Origin of the sequence: Mycobacterium sp. 663a-19 (genome assembly GCF_035616495.1) — a bacterium.
GTDB lineage: Bacteria > Actinomycetota > Actinomycetes > Mycobacteriales > Mycobacteriaceae > Mycobacterium.
This window is the reverse complement of record NZ_JAPJAV010000011.1, coordinates 26,961-46,063: the sequence shown is the minus strand read 5'-3', so window position 1 is coordinate 46,063 and position 19,103 is coordinate 26,961. Positions and strand designations below refer to the sequence as shown.

The window sequence follows — 19,103 nt, the reverse complement described above, 5'->3', positions numbered from 1 at the left end:
TCGGCGCATGCCGTCAGTCACCCGGAAGCCGCAGGCCAAGCCACAGGTGACTCGCCAGCAGCGGCGAGCGCAGCTGGAACGTCGGCTGTTGGACGCCACCGAACGGCTGATGCGCGACGGCGCCAGCTTCACCGAGCTCAGCGTGGATCGGCTGTCCACCGAGGCCGGCATCTCGCGGGCCAGCTTCTACATCTACTTCGAGGACAAGGGCCACCTGCTGCGCCGCCTCGCCGTCCAGGTGTTCGGTGATCTTGCCGCCGGCGCCGAGCGGTGGTGGGGGGTTGCGCGGCGACGCGATCCAGACGACGTGCGCGCCGCGCTGGCCGCCATCATCGCAACCTATCGACGTCATCAAGCGGTGCTCGTTGCCCTCAACGAGATGGCCGCCTACGACCCGGAAACGGGGCAGACATATCGCGACCTGCTGACCGCGATCTCCGCGCGTATGACCCGTGTCATCGAGGACGGCCAGGCCGACGGCGCAATCCGTCGCGAGCTGCCTGCCGCCACCACTGCTAGCGCACTGGTGTGGATGGTCGAGAGGGCTTGCCACCAGAACCTTCCGGTGAAGCCGCGCGACTACGATGCGGAGCTGGCCGAGACACTGGCCGAGATCGCTTGGGGTGCGCTGTATCTCAAACCCATGACAGCGAGCGCTACACGGTGACCAAGTCGTCGGCGTGCACGGCGGGGCGGCGCAGCTCGCCGGGCAGCTCCGAGGTGGACCGGCCCATCATGGTGGCCAGCTCGGCCGCGTCGTAGGCCACCACGCCGCGGGCCACCAGGGCCGCATCGGGGCCGCGCAATTCGACGACGTCGCCGCCGTAGAACCGGCCCGACACCGCGGTGATCCCCGCGGGCAGCAGCGAGCGGCGCTGCCCCACCACCGCGCGCACCGCCCCCTCGTCGAGGGTCAGCGCGCCGGCCGCCTCGGCGGCGTAACGCACCCAGAATCGGCGGGCCGACATCCGGACGGGCCGCGCGGCGAACACCGTGCCGATCGAGGCGTCGGTGAGCGCCGTCGCGGCGTCGGCCGCGGCGGCCAGCAGCACCGGCACCCCGGCGTCGGCGGCCAGCAGCGCCGACGACATCTTCGACGCCATCCCGCCGGTACCCAGGTGATTGCTCGGACCGGCGACCACACCGTCGAGGTCGGCCGGCCCCGCTACCTCCGGAATGAACTGCGCCCCAGGCACTTTCCGGGGATCGGAGTCGTAGAGCCCGTCGATGTCGGAGAGCAGCACCAGGGCCTCGGCGCCGACCAGGTGGGCCACCAGCGCCGAGAGCCGATCGTTGTCGCCGAACCGGATCTCGTTGGTGGCCACCGTGTCGTTCTCGTTGACGATCGCCACCGCATGCAGCGCGCGCAGCCGATCCAGCGTGCGCTGGGCGTTGGTGTGCGAGGACCGGACGGAGATGTCCTGGGCGGTCAGCAGGACCTGCCCGACCGTGCGGCCGTAGCGGGCGAACGCGGCGCTCCACGAATTCACCAGCGCGACCTGCCCGACGCTGGCGGCGGCCTGCTTGGTAGCCAGATCCTTTGGGCGACGGGATAACCCGAGCGGATCGATGCCGGCGGCGATGGCGCCGGAGGACACGATGACGACGTCGGTACCCGCCTTCATCCGCGCCTCGATGGCGTCGGCCAGCCCGGCTAGCCGGCCGGCGTCGAACACGCCCGACGGCGTGGTCAGCGCGGTCGTCCCGACCTTGACGACCATGCTGCGTGCGGTGCGGATCGCCTCGCGATGCGTGCTCACGAGGGCCCGCCGTGCTCGCGTCGCTGACGCCGGGCGGCCTTGCGCTCAGCGGCGCCGACGCGCTCGCTGCGTTCCAGCCGCGCGTCGGTGCCCCGGCCGGACAGCGCGACCTGGTGGCCCGCCGGCGTTTGCGGCTCCCAGTCGAACGTCATCTCGCCGATGGTCACCGCGCAGCCCGGTTTGGCGCCCAGTCGCAGCAGTTCGTCCTCGACGCCCAGGCGGGCCAGTCGGTCGGCGAGATAGCCCACCGCCTCGTCGTTGTCGAAGTTGGTCTGTCCGACCCAGCGCTCGGGACGCGCGCCGGTCACGACAAAGCCGCCCTGCCCGTCGGGTTCGACGGTGAAGCCGCTGTCGTCCACCGGCACCGGGCGGATCACCGGGCGACGCGCCACCGGCGCCGGCCGGGCGGCGTTGTAAGCCTCGATCATCTCCCACAGCCCAAAGATCAACGGCTGCAAGCCTTCCCGGGTCGCCGTCGACACCAGGAACACCGGCCAGCCGCGCTCGGCGATGTCGTCGCGGACGAACTCGGCGAGCTCGCGAGCCTCCGGCACGTCGACCTTGTTGAGCACCACCGCCCTGGGCCGCTCGGTGAGGTCGCCCAGCGCCGGGTCGCCCTGCAGCGTCGGCGTATACGCGGCGAGCTCGGCCTCCAGCGCGTCGATGTCGGAGATGGGGTCGCGGCCGGGTTCCGCGGTCGCGCAGTCGACGACGTGCACCAGCACGGCGCAGCGCTCGATGTGCCGCAGGAAATCCAGGCCCAGGCCGCGGCCCTGCGACGCGCCCGGTATCAGACCGGGCACGTCGGCCACCGTGTACGAGTGCTCGCCGGCCGAGACCACGCCCAGATTGGGAACCAGCGTGGTGAACGGGTAGTCGGCCACCTTCGGCTTGGCCGCCGAGATCACCGACACCAGCGAGGACTTCCCGGCGGACGGGAATCCGACCAGGCCGACGTCGGCGACGGTCTTGAGCTCGAGGGTGAGGTCACGGGCCTGGCCCGGTTCGCCGAGCAGCGCGAAGCCGGGGGCCTTGCGGGCCCGCGACGCCAGCGCCGCGTTGCCCAGGCCACCGCGGCCACCGGCGGCGGCCTCGAAGCGGGTGCCCGCGCCGACCAGGTCGGCGAGCAGCCGGCCGTTTTCGTCCAGCACGACGGTGCCGTCGGGAACCTTGACCTCCAGGTCCGCTCCGGCGGCGCCGTCACGGTTGTTGCCCATCCCCTGCTTGCCCGACGGCGCGGTGATGTGCGGGCGGAAGTGAAAGTCCAGCAGGGTGTGCACGGAGGGGTCGACGACGAAGATGACGCTGCCGCCGCGGCCGCCGTTGCCGCCGTCGGGGCCGCCCAGCGGCTTGAATTTCTCGCGATGCACCGACGCGCAGCCGTTACCGCCGGAACCCGCCCGCGCGTGGATGACGACGCGGTCGACAAACCGGGGCATCGGGGATCCTCTCACCCGTCTCGCTCGCCGAACGTGCAGCTACTGCGAGATTTGCCTCGAATTATCGCAGTGGGTGCACGCTCGCGACGCTCAGTCGGCCGACGCGACGATGCTGACGGTCTTGCGCCCGCGCCGGACGCCGAACTCGACGGCCCCGGCTTCCTTGGCGAACAACGTGTCGTCACCGCCGCGGCCCACATTGGCGCCGGGGTGGAACTTGGTGCCGCGCTGGCGGACGATGATCTCGCCGGCCTTGACGACCTGACCCCCGAACCGCTTGACGCCCAGTCGCTGGGCGGCGGAATCGCGGCCGTTGCGCGAGCTGGAAGCGCCCTTCTTGTGTGCCATATTTGTCGCCTCCCGCTACTTGATGCCGGTGACCTTCAGGACCGTCAGCTGCTGACGGTGTCCCTGACGCTTGTGGTAGCCAGTCTTGTTCTTGAACTTGTGGATCCGGATCTTGGGGCCCTTGGTGTGCTCGAGCACCTCGCCGGTCACCGCGACCTTGGCCAGCTTCGCGGCATCCGAGGTGACCGTGGCGCCGTCGACGACCAGCGCGACCGGCAGCGACACCTTGGCGCCGGGTTCGGAGTCGAGCTTCTCGACCTTGACCACGTCTCCGACGGCGACCTTGTACTGCTTGCCGCCGGTCTTGACGATTGCGTAGGTCGCCATCGTGGGTGCACCTCTGTCTGCTGTCGTGGGCACGCGGCACCGGTTGCGTGCGCGTGGTGGGTCTTTGGCGGGGGCCTGGTGTCTCCCGCTGTCGTCGGCCGGGGGCCTGACGGCAACTGTCCAAGGGTACGTGACCAGCGGCTACAGGGTCAAACCGGGTCAGTCCGCGTGGATCGGTGGGCCGGCCGGCCTGCCCGCCGCGCGCCGCCGGCGCGGACGTGCGGGTCCGGCGTCGGCGGCGGCCCAGGAGCCGCCAGCGGTGTCGGCCTCGGAGTCGTCGTCGGAATCGGAATCCTCGACGTCCAGGTCGTCATCGTCGAGATCGAGTTCCTCGTCGTCGTCGCCGAGATCCTCGTCGTCGAGGTCTTCGTCGTCGAGCTCGTCCTCGTCGTCGGAGTCCTCGTCGTCGGAGTCCTCGTCGTCGGAGTCCTCGTCGTCGGAGTCCTCGTCTTCCTCGTCGGAATCGACGTCCTCGTCGGAGTCCTCGAACTCCCGGTCGGTTTCCTCGAGACCGGCGGGAACCTTGTCCTCGGCCTGCTCCTCGGCCTCGGCGGTGGCATCCGTCTCCTCACCGGGCTCGCCGGTTTCGCCGTCACCACGGCCGGCCGCCATCGCCTTGAACATCGGGTGTTCGCCGGGGGCGTGCGCGGGCACCTTGGCGACCGCGGGCTCGTCGGACCGGCCCTTCTTCGAGCGTTTGCCGCGGCGACCGCCGGACTCGGACTTGCGCCCGGTCGCCGGGGCCGAATCGACCGGGTCGCCGTGCATCAGGATTCCGCGGCCGCCGCAGTTCGGGCACGACGTGGAGAACGCCTCGATCAGCCCCGTTCCCAGCCGCTTGCGGGTCAGTTGCACCAGGCCCAGCGAGGTCACCTCGGACACCTGGTGGCGGGTGCGGTCGCGGGCCAGCGCCTCGGTCAGCCGCCGCAGCACCAGGTCGCGGTTGGACTCCAGCACCATGTCGATGAAGTCGATGACCACGATGCCGCCGATGTCCCGCAGCCGCAGCTGCCGGACGATCTCCTCGGCCGCCTCGAGGTTGTTCTTGGTGACCGTCTGTTCGAGGTTGCCGCCGGAACCGGTGAACTTGCCGGTGTTGACGTCGATCACCGTCATCGCCTCGGTGCGGTCGATCACCAGCGTGCCGCCCGACGGCAGCCACACCTTGCGGTCCATCGCCTTGGCCAGTTGCTCGTCGATGCGATGCACCGCGAACACGTCCGGCCCGCCCGAGCCATCCGGCCCGGCGGCGGGCTCGTACTTTGTAAGCTTCGAAACGAGTTCGGGGGCAACGGAATTCACGTACTCATTGATGGTGTTCCACGCTTCGTCGCCGGAGACGATCAGGCCGGCGAAGTCTTCGTTGAACAGGTCGCGGATGACCTTGACCAGGACGTCGGGCTCTTCGTAGAGCGCCACGGCGGCGCCGGCGGCCTTCTTCTTGACCTCGGCCGCCTTGGCCTCGATCTGCGTCCAGCGCTCCTGCAGCCGGGTGACGTCCTTGCGGATGTCCTCTTCCTTGACGCCCTCGGACGCGGTGCGGATGATCACGCCGGCGTTCGACGGCACCACCTCGCGCAGGATCTCCTTCAGCCGCTGGCGTTCGGTGTCGGGCAGCTTGCGGCTGATCCCGGTGGACGACGCGCCCGGCACGTAAACCAGGAAGCGGCCCGCCAGGGACACCTGCGTGGTCAGCCGCGCGCCCTTGTGCCCGACCGGGTCCTTGCTGACCTGGACGACGACGTAGTCGCCGGGCTTGAGGGCCTGCTCGATCTTGCGGTCGGCGCCACCCAGGCCCGCGGCCTCCCAGTTGACCTCTCCGGCGTAGAGCACGCCGTTGCGGCCGCGGCCGATGTCGACGAAGGCCGCCTCCATCGATGGCAGCACGTTCTGCACGATCCCGAGGTAGATGTTGCCCACCAGGGAGGCCGAGGCGGCCGACGTCACGAAATGCTCGACGACGATGCCGTCCTCGAGCACCGCGATCTGGGTGTAGCGCGCGCCGGGGTGGGGTGGCTCGGTGCGGACCCGGTCGCGCACCACCATCATGCGTTCGACGGCCTCGCGGCGCGCCAGGAATTCGGCCTCGGTCAGCACCGGCGGGCGGCGGCGCCCGGCGTCGCGGCCGTCGCGGCGTCGCTGCCGCTTGGCCTCCAGCCGGGTCGAGCCGTTGATGCCCTTGATCTCGGCGGTGGAGGACCCATTGGAGTCGTTGTCGTCGGATTTGCCGGAACGTGGCGCCCGCTCGTGCACCACGGTGTTCGGCGGATCGTCCGGCGCCGGGCCCTCGTCGTTGTCGTCGCCCGAACCCGACTTGCGGCGCCGGCGGCGCCGGCGGCGCCGGTTGGCCGCCTCCGACGAACCCTCGTCGCCGTCGTCGTCGGAGTCCTGGTCGTCGTCGTCCGAGTCGGACGAGTCGGACCTGCCCTCCCCCTCGTTGTCGGACTGGCTGTCGGGCCCGCCCTGTTCACCGCGGCCCCGCCCACGACCCCGGCGGCCGCGGCGGCGCCGCCGGTTGGCGGGCCGGTCGGCCTGTTCGTCATCGTCGTCGTCGGAGTCGGATTCATCTGAGTCGGCGGCGTCGTCGGCGCTGCCGTCGTCGTCGTCGCTCTCGATCGGTTGCGGCGCGACGAACAGCGGCATGTAGTGCGGCCGGTCCGCGGGGTTTTGCGGGGTCTGAAGCATCAGCCGGGATTCGGGTTCGTCGGCGGGTTCGCCGACCGCGGCGGGCGCGCCGGCCGCGACGGGCGCCTCCGACTGGGCGGCGGCCAGCAGGTCGCGGACCCGGACCGCGTCGTCGCGGTCGACGGTCGAATGCGCGCTGCGGACCCGTCCGTCCAGCGCGTTCAGCGCGTCCAGCACCTGCTTGCTGGTGGTTCCCAGGGTTCGGGCCAGCGAGTGGACCTTTAGGCGGTCCGGCAGTTCCTCGTGCTGGATCGGCTCGTGTGATGGGTCTGAAGGTGGTGCACCGTCTACCACGTATTCTCCTCAAGCCCCCGGGCGCGTCGTTTCGACGCGGCCACGCGAGGGCTTCGCTATGGGCCCGGGTCGCTTTCCCCGGGCTTGTGATGGTCTCGCCCCGAGCGGCTCAGGTAGAACCCACTCGGCGCCGTGCTGAATGTCGGCCTGACATGCCGCGCAACACCGTGGGGATCCGCGATGGTCGCGCTTGTCTAAGTCTTCATTCGGGTGTCCGACACCGGTCCGGCGACGTTCACCCGCTCCAAGTATCCCACATCACTCGGCCGGTTCACCCGCACTCCGGATTCGGGACTCCGCAAACCCGCCCGCGCTCCGGCTAGGCGCCCGGGAACCACAACGCGATCTCGCGCTTTGCCGAATCCACCGAATCCGACCCGTGCACCAGGTTGAACTGGGTCTCCAGCCCGAAATCGCCGCGGATGGTGCCGGGCGCGGCCTGCTCGACGGGGTCGGTGCCCCCGGCGAGCTGCCGGACAGCCGCGACCGCCCGCGGGCCCTCCACGATTGCTGCCACCACGGGTCCCGACGTGATGAACTGCAGCAACGAGTCGAAGAAGGGTTTGCCCTGGTGCTCGGCGTAGTGCTGGCCGGCCAGCTGTTCGTCGACGTGCCGGAGCTCCAGGGCCGCGATGGTGAGGCCTTTGCGCTCGATGCGGCCGATGATCTCGCCGATCAGCCGCCGCTCGACGCCGTCCGGCTTGACCAGTACCAGGGTCCGTTCCGTCACGGCGGACAGCGTACAGAACGAAACCGCCCTCAGTCGGGTGGCGGCTGGCGGTGTGGCTGTCCGTGCGCCTGTCGCCGCCGCACCTCGGCGCGCAGGTAGGCGATCAGCAGCCACAATCCGCCGAACAGCAAACCGATGAAGCCGACGCCCGGGTAGACCGCGAAGCCGGCGAGAAGCACCGCCTGCGCGCCCAGGTTCACCCAGATCGCCCAGGGTCTGCGCTGCAGCCCGGTGAGCAGAATCAGCAGCGCGGCCAGCCCGATCAAATAACCCAGCGATGCCGGGTTCAGGCCGCCGCCGACCGCACCCACCACCGGTATCGCCAGCAGCACCACGATCGCCTCCAGGATCAGCGTCGCGGCCATCACGGCGCCGAAGCTCTTCCACGGGTCGGCGGGCTGCGGGGCGGCGGGCGGCGGGTCGGCGGGCGGCGTCGGCTCCCGCGGGTTTTCGTCGGTCATGCCGGATCACGACCGAACAGGGTGCGGGCGGCGCCGGCGGTGACGACCGACCCGGTGACGACGATCCCGGTGCCGGAGAATGCGCCGCCCTCGGCCTCCCCCACGGCGGCCGCGTCGTCGACCAGGGCGGTCGCGACGTCGATGGCGTCGCGCAGGTTTTCGGCGGTGGTCACGCGGTCGGGCCCGAACCGCGCCCGCGCGGCCGACGCCAGCGACTCCACGTCGAGCGCCCGTGGCGACCCGTTGTGGGTCACCACGACCGCGTCGAACGCCGGCTCCAGCGCGGCAAGGATGCCGTCCACGTCCTTGTCTGTGAGCACGCTGAGCACACCGACGACGAAGCGGAAGTCGAACTCCTCGCCCAGCGTCCGCGCCAGCGCGGCCGCGCCCGCCGGGTTGTGCGCGGCGTCGATGAACACGGTGGGGGCGCTGCGCATGCGTTCCAGCCGGCCGGGGCTGGTCACGGCGGCGAAACCGGCCCGGACGGCCTCGACGTCGAGCTGACGCTGCGCGCCGGCGCCGAAGAACGCCTCGACGGCCGCGAGCGCGACGGCCGCATTGTGCGCCTGGTGTTCGCCGTGCAGCGGCAGGAAGACGTCGGAGTACACGCCGCCGAGGCCCTGCAGCTGCAACACCTGTCCACCGATCGCGATCCGGCGGCCCAACACCGCGAACTCGGAGTCCTCCCGCGCGACCGCGGCATCGGCGCGCACGGACTGGGCCAGCAACACCTCCATCGCCTCGGGTGCCTGCCGCGCGATGACCGCGACGGTGTCAGGCGAACCGTCGGGCGCCTTGGTGATGATGCCGGCCTTTTCCCCGGCGATCCCCCGGATGTCGTCGCCGAGGTACTGGACGTGGTCCACGCCGATCGGGGTGACGACGGCGACGGGCGCGTTGATCACGTTGGTGGCATCCCACCGACCGCCCATGCCCACCTCGACGACGGCGACCTCGACGGGCGCGTCGGCGAACGCGGCGAACGCCATGGCGGTCACGACCTCGAACTTGCTCATCGCCGGCCCGCCGGCGGCCCGCGACTGCGCGTCGATCATCTGCACGAACGGTTCGATCTCCCGATACGTCGCCACGTAGCGTGCGGGGCTGATCGGTTCGCCGTCGATCGCGATGCGCTCGACCGCCGACTGCAGGTGCGGGCTGGTGGTCCGACCCGTGCGCCGGTGCAGCGCGATCAGCAGCGCGTCGATCATCCGCACCACCGAGGTCTTGCCGTTGGTGCCCGCGACGTGGATCGACGGGAAGCCCAGCTGGGGCGAGCCCAGCAGGTCCATCAGCGCGCTGATCCGGGTCAGGCTCGGCTCGATCTTGGTCTCGGGCCAGCGCTGGTCCAGCAGGTGCTCGACCTGCAAGAGGGACGCGATCTCGTCCGGTGTGGGCGCCACGCCGACTCGCGGTCCCCACTCGGGCGGCTCAGTCATTGCAGCCCGGCCAGCCTGGCGGTGATCCGTTCGGTTTCCTCCCGGGCCACCCGCTGGCGGTCGCGGATCTTGCCGACGACGTGCTCGGGGGCCTTGGCCAGGAAGTCGTCGTTGGCAAGTTTGGCGGTGGTGGACGCCAGCTCCTTTTGTGCTGCGGCCAAATCCTTTTCGAGACGACGACGCTCGGCGGCCACGTCGATGGTGCCCGACGTGTCGAGTTCGACGACGACGGTGCGGTCCAGCTTCGGGCCGAGCCGGACCTCCAACGACGCCGACGGGCGGAAATCCGGACCCGGCGCGGTCAGCCACGCCAGCGACGTCACCGCCGCCACCTGAGTGTTCAGATCGCTGTCTTCGACGCCGGTCAACCGCGCCGGCACCTTCTGCCTGTCGGCGAGCCCCTGGTCGCTGCGGAACCGGCGGACCTCGGTGACCAGCCTCTGCATGTCGCTGATCCGTTGCGCGGCAACCGGATCCAGGTCCACGCGGGACGGTTCGGGCCAGTCGGCGATCACCAGCGACTCCCGGTTCGCCTCCCCCTTCGTCAAGGCCTGCCACAGCGCTTCGGTGAGGAAGGGGATCACCGGGTGCAGCAGCCGCAGCAGCGTGTCCAGCGTCGCGGCCAGCACGGCGGTGGTGTGCGTGATGCCGTCGGCGAGCTGGGTCTTGGCCAATTCGACGTACCAGTCGCAGAATTCGTCCCACGCGAAGTGGTAGAGCGACTCGCAGGCCCGACTGAACTCGTAGCCGTCGAAGGCCGAATCGACCTCGGCGCGAACCTCTTCCAGCCGGCCCAGGATCCACCGGTCGGCGTCGGTCAGCTCGGCCTGCGGCGGCAGCGGCGCCAGCTTGGTGCCGTTGAGTAGCGCAAACCGGGTGGCGTTGAACAGCTTGGTGCCGAAGTTGCGCGACGCCCGGACGTGGTCCTCGCTGATCGTCAGGTCGCCGCCGGGGCTGGCGCCGCGGGCCAGCGTGAACCGCAGCGCGTCGGCGCCGAACTGGTCGACCCAGTCCAGCGGGTCGATCACGTTGCCCTTGGACTTGCTCATCTTGCGGCCGAACTCGTCGCGGATCAGCCCGTGCAGGAACACGTCGGTGAACGGCACCTGGGGGCCGCGGCGGCCGTCCAGCGTGATGGCGTCGTCGTCGCCGACGAAGGTGCCGAACATCATCATCCGCGCGACCCAGAAGAACAGGATGTCGTAGCCGGTCACCAAAACGCTTGTCGGATAGAACTTTTCCAGTTCCGGGGTCTTTTCCGGCCAGCCCAACGTCGAGAACGGCCACAGCGCCGAGGAAAACCAGGTGTCGAGCACGTCGGGGTCCTGCTCCCAGCCGTCGGGGGGCGTGTCGTCCGGGCCCACGCATATCTGCTCGCCGTCGGGCCCGTACCAGATCGGGATGCGGTGGCCCCACCACAGCTGCCGCGAGATGCACCAGTCGTGCATGTCGTCCACCCAGGCGAACCAGCGCGGTTCCAGGCTGGCGGGGTGAATCACGGTGTCCCCGTTGCGCACCGCGTCGCCGGCGGCCTTGGCGAGCGATTCCACCCGGACCCACCACTGCAGCGACAGCCGTGGCTCGATCGGTTCGCCGCTGCGCTCCGAATGCCCCACGCTGTGCAGGTAGGGGCGTTTCTCCTCGACGATGCGGCCCTGCGCCGCAAGGGCTTCCCGCACCGCGGCGCGGGCCTCGAAGCGGTCCATGCCGTCGAATTGCGTTCCGGTGTTCCCCACCCGGCCCCTGGTGTCGAGGATCGAGATCATCGGCAACTCGTGGCGCAGCCCGATCTCGAAGTCGTTGGGGTCGTGTGCCGGCGTGACTTTGACTGCGCCCGTTCCGAATTCGGGGTCGACGTGCTCGTCGGCGACGATGACTAGTTGCCGGTCGATGAAGGGGTGCGGCAGCGTGCTACCCGCCAGGTGGCGGTAGCGCTCGTCGTCGGGATGCACCGCGATCGCGGTGTCGCCCAGCATCGTCTCGACCCGGGTGGTCGCGACCACGATGTGCGGTTGTGAGTCGTCGAGCGAACCGTACCGGAACGACACCAGTTCGCCCTCGACGTCCACATAGTTGACCTCGAGGTCCGAGATCGCGGTCTGCAGCACCGGCGACCAGTTGACCAGCCGCTCGGCCCGATAGATCAACCCGGCGTCGTAGAGCCTCTTGAAGATGGTGCGCACCGCGCGGGACAGGCCCTCGTCCATGGTGAACCGGTCGCGGCTCCAGTCCACCCCGTCGCCGAGACGGCGCATCTGGCCGCCGATGGCGCCGCCCGACTCACGCTTCCAATTCCAGACCTTCTCGATGAACAGGTCCCGGCCGAAGTCCTCCTTGGTCTTGCCGTCGACAGCGAGCTGCTTTTCCACCACGCTCTGGGTCGCGATGCCCGCATGATCCGTGCCCGGCTGCCACAGCACCTCGTAACCCTGCATGCGCTTGCGGCGCGTCAGGGCGTCCATCATGGTGTGCTCGAGCGCGTGCCCCATGTGCAGGCTGCCGGTCACGTTCGGCGGCGGCAGCACGATGGAATAGCCGGGTTTGGTGCTGGCCGCATCCGCCTCGAAGTAGCCGGCATCCAGCCACTTCTGGTAGATCGCGCTCTCCATCGCGCCCGGATCCCACGACTTGGGCAGGTCGGCGGAGGTGGGACTGGCGGTCACCGGTCAATTCTAGGGATGCGGGGCGGTCATCCGGTCAGCCGGTCAACCTCCAACGACACGCCGGCGGCCGGGAACCGGTCCAGCAGCGCGTCGCCCATCGCGGCCGCCGGTGTCAGCACGCCGAGCAGGTCGGACAGCTTGTCGCGATCGAAGGCGAGCGCCAGGGCGCACTCCCCCAGCAACACCGAGGTCGCCTGGTAGCCGGGGTCGCCCCGCTGCTCCATGCGCGCCACGTAGCGGGCGCCGCTCGTCGTGGTGGTGTAGGTCTCGATCTTGTAGTAGCCGCGCTCGCGCGCCGCCGCGCTGGGACCGGTGCCGGGCTTGGGTACGAACCGGTCCAGCAGCCGCCGGGGCAGCAGCCGGAAGTAACGGGCCCCCAATCCGAACGTCGCCTTGCCGACGCCGGCGAACACCGCCGACGCCAGCGGCGCGAGCGGCGACGAGCCCAGGCTCATGTGTTCGCTGTAGCGGAACCCGCGACCGTATGCCCATTCGAGTAACGCGTTGCTGCGCCTGACGACTCGCGTGTTGATCGACGCCATCACGAATCCTGCGGTCCACACGCCGTTCAGTTCCGGCGCGATCTGCCGGCCGCGACGCCAGGGCATGTCCGGCTGCGGGCCCAGGTCGGGCTCGGCGGCGCGGTCGGCGCTCAACGTGTACGGGTCGGCCAGCAGATCACGCACCTGGGGGTCGCGGGACGAGGCCTGCAGCACGTCCATCATCGACGCGATGGTGCCGCCGGACAGCCCGCCGGAGAACGAGCGCACCACGAAGTCGGTGCCCAGCAGCTCGCCCGCCCCGTCGTCGCGCGCCGCCCGGTGCAGCGCGTACACGCTCAAATCCGAGGGGACGGAATCGAATCCGCAGCAGTGCACGATGCGGGCGCCGGTGTCGGCGGCCTGCTTGTGGTGCAGGTCGATGCTCTCCCGGATAAACATCGCCTCCCCGGTCAGGTCGGCGTAATCGGTGCCGGCGGCGGCGCACGCCGCCACCAGCGGCAGCCCGTAGCGGCTGTAGGGCCCGACCGTGGTGACGACGACTCGGGTGCGGGCCGCCATCTCGTCCAGCGTCGACGGCGATGTCGCGTCGGCGCTCAGCAGCTGCCACGACCGCGCGGATTCGCCGAGGCCGTCGCGGACGGCGCGCAGCCGGTCGGTCGACCTGCCCGCCAGCGCGATCCGCGCGCCCGACGCGGCGCGCGCCAGGTATTCGGCGGTCAGCTTTCCCACGAAGCCGGTAGCCCCGTACAACACGATGTCGAATTCGCGCGGCGTTGCGGTCACCGGCCCGACGCTACCCGGGACAGGTAATGCCGGGCCCAAGGCCCGGCATTACCCGTATGACGGCGCAAGCCGTGTGTTTGCGTCGGTCGGTCAGCCGCGGCGGCCGCAGACCGGCCACGCGCCGATGCCCTGCGAATGCAGGACGTTCTCGGCCACCCGGATCTGCTCCTCCCGGCTGGCGCTGGCGGGAGAGCCCGAGCCGCCGTTGGCGTGCCAGGTGCTCGACGTGAACTGCAGGCCACCGGAATAACCGTTACCGGTGCTGATCCCCCAGTTTCCACCCGACTCGCACTGCGCGATGGCGTCCCAGTTCACGCTGTAGGCCTTGCGGGCCGGAGGAGCGGGCGGGGCGTCCGGCGCCGGCGGCGGCGGAGCGTCCGGAGCCGGCGGCGGAGCGGCCGGGACCGGAGGCATTGGGGGGTTGCCGTCGAAGCCCGCGGGGGCCGGCGGCGGCGGGACCTCCGGCGCCGGAGGGGGCGGCGGAGGAAGGTTCGGGTCGAATCCCGCCGGGGCCGGCGCGTCAGCGGGGGCCAAGGCGTCCGGGACCGCAGGCGGCGGCGGAACGTTCGGGTTGAAGCCCGCGGGAGCCGCGGCGTCCGGCGCCGGAGGCGGGGGCGCGTCGGGGGCGGGCCCGGCGGCGGGAACGTTCGGGTCAAAGCCCATCGGTTCCGCGCCCGCGGCGGCGGATGGCAGTGTCACCAGCGAGCCGGTGATCGCCGCCAGGATGAGCGTCTTACGGACGTTCTTCAATCTCGTTCCTTTCGCGGTGCGCGCGCGCCAAAGCAAACCCGCGGATGCGGGTTTGGGGTGCTGATGTTCCAAGCGGAATAAGTGCTCTGGGGCGTGCCGTCTCGTTCGGGCACGACAGCGGGGGCTGATCCGCCCGGCGGGCTGTTGCCCACCGGCCGCGCGGCGGCTGTCGCCGATCGCAGCCCCGCTCACACGCGGGTCCGTGGATTCAATTTTTCGTTACTCACATCGCCCGATTTGGGCTAAGAGGGACCGTACGAGAACCGATTGCATTCGTCATCTCGAGAAAATGGACATCTCGGTTCGATAACGAGCCGATCACGGCGCGATAGCAGAAATAACTCGGCAGGTCAGCCGCCATTTCCCGGCGAAGACCTTACGAGCGGTGCCGCCGGGTTATCGTGAGCCGAATCACGTACATTTTGTGAGCTGGACCACGGTTTGCGGCGCGACGGCCGGGGCCGTTGCACGCCGCCCGCGGCGGCAGAGCGCACAGCCTACACCGCTATCGACCCGATTTCCGCCCGACACGCCGAGGACGCGAAGGACGCAGGCACGGCGGCACTTCGAAAGTCAAAGTGTCTCAGCCGCATTCGTCGCAAACCGTCCGCGCGACGGGGACTGCCGGCAAGTGTTTGCGCCGATGCGGCACGGTCCGTGAGGCGAGGAATGAGGTTGTCACGGATTGCCAACTGCCCCAGGTGATTTGGCGTCCACGGATGCAGCGGCGCCGATCGCGGCCACAGGCCCGCCGTTGCCCGGCCAAAACGCCCGGCCGGGGATGGGCGATTTGCGCGGCGCAATTTGCCACGCGTGACTCGCGGTCGCGGATGCCGGACCCGTCATGCCCCAATCCGATCTGGTACGATGTACGTCGGGACACACCCCAAATCGCCACTGCGCCAACGTTTTACGATGGCCCACGCGGCAAGCGGAGCGATTTACTCCGCGATAAATTCAAAAGCTAACTAGAGTCAATAGTTTCTGGCACTCAATTATCCATAATTTCCAAGCGCAAAAGATCAATGTCGAACCGCGATTAAGCAATTGTTTCGGCAAAATCTAAAGGCGCAAAAAGCGCGCCGGAAATTCTTCCGGCCCCGCGGTTGGCTCGCGTCAGGCCCCGGGCCGCACCAGGGCGCGCAGGTCCGCGTCGCTGTTGACGTTCGTCAACGGACGCGAATCCGACATCACGATTCGCTGCGAGTCCGAAACGTCAACCAGGGCACGCATTTTGCGCTCCCCGGCGGCCACCAGGGCTTCGGCCCGGTCGGCCAGCTCGGTCCGGTACACCGCGGCCAGATAGTGGTCCCGGCCGTCCCACGGCAACACCACTTCGGCGTTGGTCTCGACGGCCCGGCGAGCGAGGTCGTCGATCAATTCGACGGCCAGCAGCGGCATGTCCACGGCGCAGACGAAGGCCAGCCGGGCGCCGGCCTCCGCGGCGGCGCGCAGCCCGCGCGCGGTCGCCGGCAACGGCCCCTGTCCGCCCAGCTCGTCGCGGATGATGCGGGCCTGCAACGCGGGCAGCGGCTGCCCCTGCGCGGCCATCACCAGGACCGGCTCGCAGCGTCGGCCGAGAACCCCGACCACGTGCTCCACCATGGTCTCGCCGGCGCCGGAAGGCCCCGGGAACGGAAGGGTGGCCTTATCGCGGCCCATCCGCCGCGACTCGCCTCCAGCGAGTACTACCCCGGCCAGTGATACTGCGTCGGGCACCAGCGCAGCCACCCCTTACTCGACGGTCCAGGTGTCGCGCCCGCGCAACAACGACTGCAATGCGGCGGAGTCGAACGGCCTCGACGACTGGGCGGCACGCACCTGGGCCCGGGCCGCGTCGTCGTAGGTGGGCCGGTTGATGTTCCGGAAGATACCGAGCACCGTGTGCTCGAGGTTCTGGTCCGACAACCGCGACAGCGCGTACGCGTAGGCCGAGTCGTCGGCCTGCGCGTCGTGCACGACGATCTCCTCGACCGCCACGTCGGCGGTCTTGGCGACCTCGAGGCCGAAGCCGGACTTCACCACGCAGTATTCGCCGTTGGCGCCGAAGACAATTGGATCGCCGTGGCGGACGTTGATCAGCCGCTCCTCGGCGCCCTCCTTGCGCAGCGCGTCGAACGAGCCGTCGTTGAAGATCGGGCAGTCCTGCAGGATTTCGACCAGAGCCGCGCCACGATGGGCGGCGGCCCCGCGTAAGACCTCCGTCAGCCCGTTGCGGTCGGAGTCAAGCGCGCGACCGACGAACGTCGCCTCGGCCCCCAGCGCCAGCGACACCGGGTTGAACGGGTGATCCAGCGATCCCATCGGCGTCGACTTGGTGATCTTGCCGACCTCCGACGTCGGCGAGTACTGCCCCTTCGTCAGGCCGTAGATCCGGTTGTTGAACAGCAGGATCGTGATGTTGACGTTGCGACGCAGCGCGTGGATCAGGTGGTTGCCACCGATCGACAGGGCGTCGCCGTCACCCGTGACCACCCACACCGACAGATCCTCGCGGGCCAGCGCCAGCCCGGTCGCGATCGCCGGCGCGCGGCCGTGGATCGAGTGGAACCCGTAGGTCTCCAGGTAGTACGGGAACCGGCTGGAGCAGCCGATACCGCTGACGAAGACGATGTTCTCCCGGCGCAGCCCCAGCTCGGGCAGGAAGTTGCGGATGGTGTTGAGGATGACGTAGTCACCACAGCCCGGGCACCAGCGGACCTCCTGGTCACTGGTGAAATCCTTGCCCTTCTGCGGCTCATCCGTCGTGGGCACACCGTCGTTCTTGGTCAACCTCGGGGTCAAACCAAGGTCCGCGCCCGCCAGATCGCCACCGATCAGGTCGGTCATTCTTCCGCTCCCGCTCCTACTGTCGCTGCCGCCATTCTGGCGACCATCGTCTTGTCGTGCTCGATTTCGGCCAATGTTCCGCCCAGCGCGGCGCGGATCACGCGCCCGATCTCGTCGGCCAGGAACGCGACACCCTGGACCTTGGAGACGGATTGCACGTCGACCAGATACTTGCCGCGCAGGATCAGCGCCAGCTGACCCAGGTTCATCTCCGGGCACACCACCTTCGGGTAGCGCCGCAGCACCTCGCCCAGGTTGGGCGGGAAGGGGCTGAGGTAGCGCAGGTGCGCGTGCGCGACCTTGATGCCCTTGCGCCGCGCCCGGCGGCAGGCCTCGCCGATCGGGCCGTAGGAGCTGCCCCAGCCGATCAGCAACAGCTCGGCGTCTCCGGTCGGGTCGTCGACCTCCAGATCGGGAACCGAGATGCCGTCGATCTTGGCCTGGCGCAACCGGACCATGAGGTCGTGATTGATCGGCTCGTAGGAGATGTTGCCGCTGCCGTTGGCGGCTTCCAGACCACCGATGCGGTGCTCCAGGCCGGGAGTGCCGGGCACGGCGAACTGACGCGCCAGCGTCTCCGGGTCGCGGTTGTAGGGCTGGAACGGCTCGTCGGGTTTGGCGAAGACGTGCTTGATCGGCTCCAGCGAGCCGACATCCGGAATCTGCCATGGCTCAGAGCCGTTGGCGATCGAGCCGTCGGACAGCAGGATCACCGGGGTGTGATACGACACGGCGATGCGCACCGCCTCGAGGGCGGTCTCGAAACAGTCGGACGGCGACCGCGGCGCCAGCACCGCCACCGGCGACTCCCCGTTGCGGCCGTACAACGCCTGCAGCAGGTCGGCCTGCTCGGTCTTGGTGGGCAGGCCGGTCGACGGTCCGCCCCGCTGCACGTCGATGACCAGCAACGGCAACTCGGTCATCACGCCCAGGCCCAGCGCCTCGGACTTCAGCGAGATGCCCGGCCCGGACGTGCTGGTGACGCCCAGGGCGCCGCCGTAGGAAGCGCCGATCGCCGCGCAGATGCCGCCGATCTCGTCCTCGGCCTGGAAGGTGATCACGTTGAAGTTCTTGTGCTTGGACAGCTCGTGCAGGATGTCCGAGGCCGGCGTGATCGGGTAGCTGCCGAGCACGACGGGAATGTTGGCGAGCTGACCCGCTGCCACGATGCCGTAGGCGAGCGCGGTGTTGCCCGAGATCTGCCGGTATTCACCGGCGGGCAATGTGGCGCGGGAGACCTCGTAGGTGGTGCCGAAGGCCTCGGTCGTTTCGCCGTAGTTCCAGCCCGCCTTCAGCGCGAGCACGTTGGCCTCCGCGATGTCGGGCTTGCGGGCGAACTTCTCCCGGATGAACTTCTCGCTGGCTTCGATCGGCCGCCCGTACATCCACGACAAAAGGCCAAGCGCGAACATGTTTTTCGCGCGCTGGCCGTCCTTCTTCGACGCCCCGATGGCCTCGACCGCGCCGAGCGTCAGCGTGGTCATCGCCACCGAGTGCACGACGTACTCCTCGAGCTCGTCGGACTCCAACGGGTTGGTGACGTAGCCGACCTTCGTCAGGTTGCGCTTGGTGAATTCGTCGGAGTTCGCGATCACCATGCCGCCGCGCGGCAGGTCGCCGAGGTTGGCCTTCAGCGCGGCGGGATTCATGGCGACGAGCACGTCGGGCCGGTCGCCGGCGGTCAGGATGTCGTAATCGGCGATCTGAATCTGGAACGACGAGACGCCGGGCAGCGTGCCCGCGGGGGCCCGGATCTCGGCGGGGTAGTTCGGTTGAGTCGCCAGGTCGTTGCCGAAAAGCGCTGCCTCCGAGGTGAACCGGTCGCCGGTCAGCTGCATGCCGTCGCCGGAGTCCCCGGCGAAGCGGATGACAACTTGTTCCAGCCGCTGACGGTCGGACCCGTTGCGAGGGGCCTCGCTATGAGAATCTGACCCGGCCCCACTGCCGTTCGGATCCACGTCTCCGCCTTCCATTTCTCAACCGGATAGGCACTCCACTGAAGCTTTAGGTTACGCGCCGTTGGAGTGACTCCCGCGCCCTCGCGCTTGTGTGTCACTGCTAGTACCGAGTATGGCACTGCTTTTAGGCGAGC

The 19,103-nt window shown here is 69.5% G+C and carries 15 protein-coding genes; 1 reads left to right on the top strand and 14 read right to left on the bottom strand.

What is annotated here, in order from left to right; all coding sequences use genetic code 11:
- The first annotated feature begins 7 nt into the window (after positions 1-7).
- A complete protein-coding gene (locus OQ968_RS19145; RefSeq protein WP_324680742.1) occupies positions 8-667 on the top strand; it encodes a TetR/AcrR family transcriptional regulator in 660 nt (219 codons plus the stop codon).
- On the opposite strand, the gene proB is transcribed toward OQ968_RS19145, so the two are convergent.
- From proB to OQ968_RS19075, 14 genes are all read right to left on the bottom strand, one after another.
- Positions 657-1,721: a glutamate 5-kinase gene (gene proB, locus OQ968_RS19140; RefSeq protein ID WP_324680966.1), complete on the bottom strand. Its 1,065-nt coding sequence runs from the start codon at positions 1,719-1,721 to the stop codon at positions 657-659. The two genes, OQ968_RS19145 and proB, sit on opposite strands and share 11 nt — an antisense overlap.
- Positions 1,722-1,756: 35 nt before the next feature.
- Positions 1,757-3,199, bottom strand: coding sequence for a GTPase ObgE (gene obgE, locus OQ968_RS19135; RefSeq protein WP_324680740.1), 1,443 nt, complete (start codon positions 3,197-3,199; stop codon positions 1,757-1,759).
- A 90-nt stretch (positions 3,200-3,289) separates the two neighbouring features.
- Positions 3,290-3,547 (bottom strand): 50S ribosomal protein L27, encoded by a 258-nt coding sequence (gene rpmA, locus OQ968_RS19130; protein ID WP_324680738.1) that lies wholly within the window; start codon positions 3,545-3,547, stop codon positions 3,290-3,292.
- A 15-nt stretch (positions 3,548-3,562) separates the two neighbouring features.
- Entirely contained in the window at positions 3,563-3,874 is a 312-nt protein-coding gene (gene rplU / locus OQ968_RS19125) for a 50S ribosomal protein L21 (protein ID WP_324680736.1), read from the bottom strand.
- Positions 3,875-4,033: 159 nt separating this feature from the next.
- Positions 4,034-6,853, bottom strand: coding sequence for an Rne/Rng family ribonuclease (locus OQ968_RS19120; protein WP_324680733.1), 2,820 nt, complete (start codon positions 6,851-6,853; stop codon positions 4,034-4,036).
- A 319-nt stretch (positions 6,854-7,172) separates the two neighbouring features.
- The gene (ndk, locus tag OQ968_RS19115; protein WP_324680731.1) at positions 7,173-7,583 is read right to left on the bottom strand and encodes a nucleoside-diphosphate kinase; all 411 of its coding nucleotides are present in this window, start codon (positions 7,581-7,583) and stop codon (positions 7,173-7,175) included.
- 29 nt (positions 7,584-7,612) lie between these two features.
- Positions 7,613-8,044, bottom strand: a complete 432-nt coding sequence (locus OQ968_RS19110) for a DUF4233 domain-containing protein (RefSeq protein WP_324680729.1) — start codon at positions 8,042-8,044, stop codon at positions 7,613-7,615.
- Positions 8,041-9,483 (bottom strand): bifunctional tetrahydrofolate synthase/dihydrofolate synthase, encoded by a 1,443-nt coding sequence (gene folC / locus OQ968_RS19105; protein ID WP_324680728.1) that lies wholly within the window; start codon positions 9,481-9,483, stop codon positions 8,041-8,043. The genes OQ968_RS19110 and folC overlap by 4 nt, the downstream gene beginning before the upstream one ends.
- Positions 9,480-12,146, bottom strand: coding sequence for a valine--tRNA ligase (locus tag OQ968_RS19100; RefSeq protein WP_324680726.1), 2,667 nt, complete (start codon positions 12,144-12,146; stop codon positions 9,480-9,482). Before OQ968_RS19100 ends, folC begins: the two co-directional genes overlap by 4 nt.
- A gap of 26 nt (positions 12,147-12,172) precedes the next feature.
- Positions 12,173-13,432, bottom strand: coding sequence for a trans-acting enoyl reductase family protein (locus OQ968_RS19095; protein WP_324680724.1), 1,260 nt, complete (start codon positions 13,430-13,432; stop codon positions 12,173-12,175).
- A gap of 90 nt (positions 13,433-13,522) precedes the next feature.
- On the bottom strand, positions 13,523-14,182 hold the full coding sequence (locus OQ968_RS19090; RefSeq protein ID WP_324680722.1) for a transglycosylase family protein: 660 nt from the start codon (positions 14,180-14,182) through the stop codon (positions 13,523-13,525).
- Positions 14,183-15,298: 1,116 nt separating this feature from the next.
- Positions 15,299-15,913, bottom strand: coding sequence for a molybdenum cofactor guanylyltransferase (gene mobA, locus OQ968_RS19085; RefSeq protein ID WP_324680720.1), 615 nt, complete (start codon positions 15,911-15,913; stop codon positions 15,299-15,301).
- A 3-nt stretch (positions 15,914-15,916) separates the two neighbouring features.
- Positions 15,917-17,011, bottom strand: coding sequence for a 2-oxoacid:ferredoxin oxidoreductase subunit beta (locus tag OQ968_RS19080; RefSeq protein ID WP_324680718.1), 1,095 nt, complete (start codon positions 17,009-17,011; stop codon positions 15,917-15,919).
- Complete coding sequence (locus OQ968_RS19075) at positions 17,008-18,969, bottom strand: 2-oxoacid:acceptor oxidoreductase subunit alpha (protein ID WP_324680716.1); 1,962 nt, start codon at positions 18,967-18,969, stop codon at positions 17,008-17,010. The genes OQ968_RS19080 and OQ968_RS19075 overlap by 4 nt, the downstream gene beginning before the upstream one ends.
- Between the last annotated feature and the right edge of the window lie 134 nt (positions 18,970-19,103).